The organism is Synergistaceae bacterium (genome assembly GCA_012728235.1).
GTDB lineage: Bacteria > Synergistota > Synergistia > Synergistales > Synergistaceae > JAAYFL01.
This window is the reverse complement of the sequence record JAAYFL010000155.1, coordinates 1-3,548: the sequence shown is the minus strand read 5'-3', so window position 1 is coordinate 3,548 and position 3,548 is coordinate 1. Positions and strand designations below refer to the sequence as shown.

Annotated in this window: 2 protein-coding genes; both read left to right on the top strand. The window is 44.3% G+C overall.

Features of this window, described 5'->3' with window-relative positions:
• Positions 1 to 1,594: PKD domain-containing protein (locus GXZ13_07820; GenBank protein NLX75710.1), on the top strand; the 1,594-nt coding region annotated here is incomplete at its 5' end.
• A 13-nt stretch (positions 1,595 to 1,607) separates the two neighbouring features.
• Positions 1,608 to 3,548, top strand: a 1,941-nt coding sequence (locus GXZ13_07815; protein NLX75709.1) for a hypothetical protein, incomplete at its 3' end; no start/stop codon positions are given.

The following is a 3,548-nucleotide window of genomic DNA, read 5'->3' as shown; positions in this document are numbered from 1 at the left end:
CGAACCGGGTGTTTACACTGTCAAGTTGTCGGTCTCTGGATTAGGTGGAACCGATGTTGAAACCAAGACTGGCTACATTACAGTTTACGATCCAGCTCAAGCGGAATTTTCTGCCACTCCACTGACTGGAGTTGCTCCACTTGAAGTGGTCTTTACAAATCTCAGCTCGGGTGACTATGACAGTTTTACTTGGGACTTTGGAGATGGAGGCAACAGCTCACTTCAGAATCCTACTCACATTTATGCCGAACCAGGTGTTTACACCGTCAAGTTATCGGTCTCTGGATTAGGTGGAACCGATGTTGAAACCAAGACTGGCTATATTACTGTTTATGACCCGGCTCAAGCAGATTTCACTGCCACTCCACTGACTGGTGTTGCTCCATTGTCAGTTCAGTTTACTAATCTTTCGACCGGGGAATTTGATACACAAACCTGGGATTTTGGAGATGGAGGCAATAGCTCACTTCAGAATCCATCTCACAATTATACCGAAGCCGGTATTTACACTGTGACTCTGACGATTGACGGCCCAGGTGGATCGGATGTTGAAACCAAGACTGGCTATATTACAGTTTATGACCCGGCTCAAGCAGATTTCACTGCGACACCATTGACTGGTGTTGCTCCACTTGAAGTGGATTTTACAAACCTCAGCTCGGGTGACTATGACAGTTTTACCTGGGACTTTGGAGATGGAGGCAACAGCTCACTTCAGAATCCTACTCACATTTATACCGAACCGGGTGTTTACACTGTCAAGTTGTCGGTCTCTGGATTAGGTGGAACCGATGTTGAAACCAAGACGGGTTATATTACTGTTTATGATTCAGCTCAAGCGAATTTTTCTGCGACACCATTGACTGGTGTTGCTCCATTGTCAGTTCAGTTTACTAATCTTTCGACCGGGGAATTTGATACACAAACCTGGGATTTTGGAGATGGAGGCAACAGCTCACTTCAGAATTCATCTCATATTTATACCGAAGCCGGTGTTTACACTGTGACTCTGACGATTGACGGCCCAGGTGGATCGGATGTTGAAACCAAGACTGGTTACATTACTGTTTATGACCCGGCTCAAGCGGATTTCACTGCCACTCCACTGACTGGAGTTGCTCCACTTGAAGTGGACTTTACAAATCTCAGCTCGGGCGACTATGACAGTTTTACTTGGGACTTTGGAGATGGAAATTCGAGCACTGAATTTGAACCTACTCATACTTACACCTCGGCGGGGGTCTATTCGGTGAGTCTGACTATAGAAGGCCCGGGCGGCACAGCTACAGAGAAAAAAGTCGGCTATATAACAGTTTATGAGGTGGTTGTTGCTAATTTCTCCGCTTCACCGATGATTGGGCAGCCTATATTGTCCGTAGAGTTCACTAATCTTTCAACAGGATCTTATGAAACGATTAAGTGGGATTTCGGCGATGGGACTTTCAGTAATGAGATTAACCCTATCCATTCCTATTCTGCAATAGGCACTTATCAGATTACCATCTCGGTTGAAGGTCCCGGAGGATCAGACACCTTCCAAAGAGAAATAATTGTCATTCCATATGCAAATTATCTACCATTAATTGTTCGATAAAGAGGAGAAGACCATGAAAAGAGTAGTCAACATAATCGTAAATGCAGTACTAATTGTTTCATTGTTACTTCCATTCAATGTTGTGAATGGCATGGTAACTGTCGCAGCAGCCAACTATCAAACCCTGTCCGAAAGCAGTGGTCTTTTTAGGACTGAAGTAGATATCCGTCAGGAGTATGATCTGACCAGATTAAAGGAAATGGGACTATTGATTCTGTCAGAAAATGAGGATAGTGCCGTTGTCCTGGTTAGCAGTAGTCAGTTGGAGACTCTTACCCGGCTGGGTTTTCGTCCGCGGGCAAGTGAGGACTTGAACATTCTGGTCGCGGCAAACGCTGAGGCGGACCCCTGGCTTTCACTGGGCTTGCAGGCGGATTTAAATCGGGCAACCGCCAGCTTCCAAACAGCGGACAATTCAATAAACCAGGCGGAGGCTGTTGAAAAGGAGCTTGTAGAGATCATCGCCAGGTTTTCTATTGAACAACAGAACGGAATCCTTGCCTTACCCGGTGTAGATAGCGATGCAGATGGATTGACAGATACCCAGGAAAGCTGGTGGTGTACTGACCCAATGAATCCTGACAGTGACGGTGATGGGAAAACGGATGGTGCCGAGATTCTGGCGATCAAGAATTGGATGGGAAACAAGTCCGTTCAAGCGCCTGGGGAGACTCCATGGCCAACTTGGCCATTTGACTCAAGTGCGTGCCCAGACAAGGACTTTGATTCAGTACCAAATTTGGTAGAGAAGTATGAACTGGGCTTGAATATGGATTTAGAAAGTACCGATCGGGACCGTTATGATGATGGTCAGGAAGTATTCGGTGTGACTTACTGCCCTGGAAGTGGAAGTGCCTGTGGTTATGGGATACTTCCCGCTGCAAACCATGATGATGTTTTACTCTTCCCGCAAATGCCTTCGTGGGTCCAGTTTCCAGGTAATCACCCTGCCGTTGCAGCATACCCAAAATTAGAATTTCAAGTCATTAAGGATGAAGATGGTAATAACTTCAGAATCCAGGCTGCTACGACAATAACAACAGAAGTAATAACGAATGAAGGGGAGACGAAGCTCTATTCGACAACAAAGTTGGATGGGACAAGCACAACAAACGACGAAACTACAAGCATCGAAAACTTTGAGGAATATTCTGAAACCACAGAATTGTATGCTCGATCGATCTCGGAAAACGAAATTCAAACGACTGTCATTTCGAATCGTTTACAATCAACGAATATTCAAACCTCGAAAACTAATAATACTTTTCTTTCAGTAACGAATAACCCTCAACCAAAGAAAGTTAATCCTGGCACTAAATATCTAGAAGATAAAAGCTTCTCCATTTTGGATTTTGCTTATAAAGAGGTTGATAAAGAATTAGGCATTACGAATTATGCGGGTTCTGCTATTAGAGCAACTGCTGCGACGCTAAAAGATGCCTTTACCGGCCGAGATGATTGGAGTAATACACTGAAGAAGAACAATTGTAGTGAGACGGATGTTTCATTCAGTGCAATGGGATGTCGGTTGAAATCATTGGGAACGATGTGGAACAACAACTTCAATGATAGGTTGGATGCAGCCACACTCGCGGAACAAGAGGAAAAAAATTTGCTCTCAGGGGATTCAATCATTGGCTACGGAGATGAGCTTGAATTCTCGAGTCTATACCCGGTAATGTATCCAGTTCCTTCTTTTACACCAACGAGGACAACAACCACAGGAACTATTAATGGGCGATCTCAAACTGTAAGCCACGGACAGTATGAAGAACATTCCGTCACTGAGGGAACACAAAAACAATTCAGCACTTCATGGGCAAATGCAACAGCAGTGGATACTGTCCATGCAGCTGATTTATGGTTTGCTTACACAATAACTAATATTGGATCAGATTATGCTCGCAATATTTGTAATGTAGCTATCAATGTTTATATTGGTGATGAAATTATT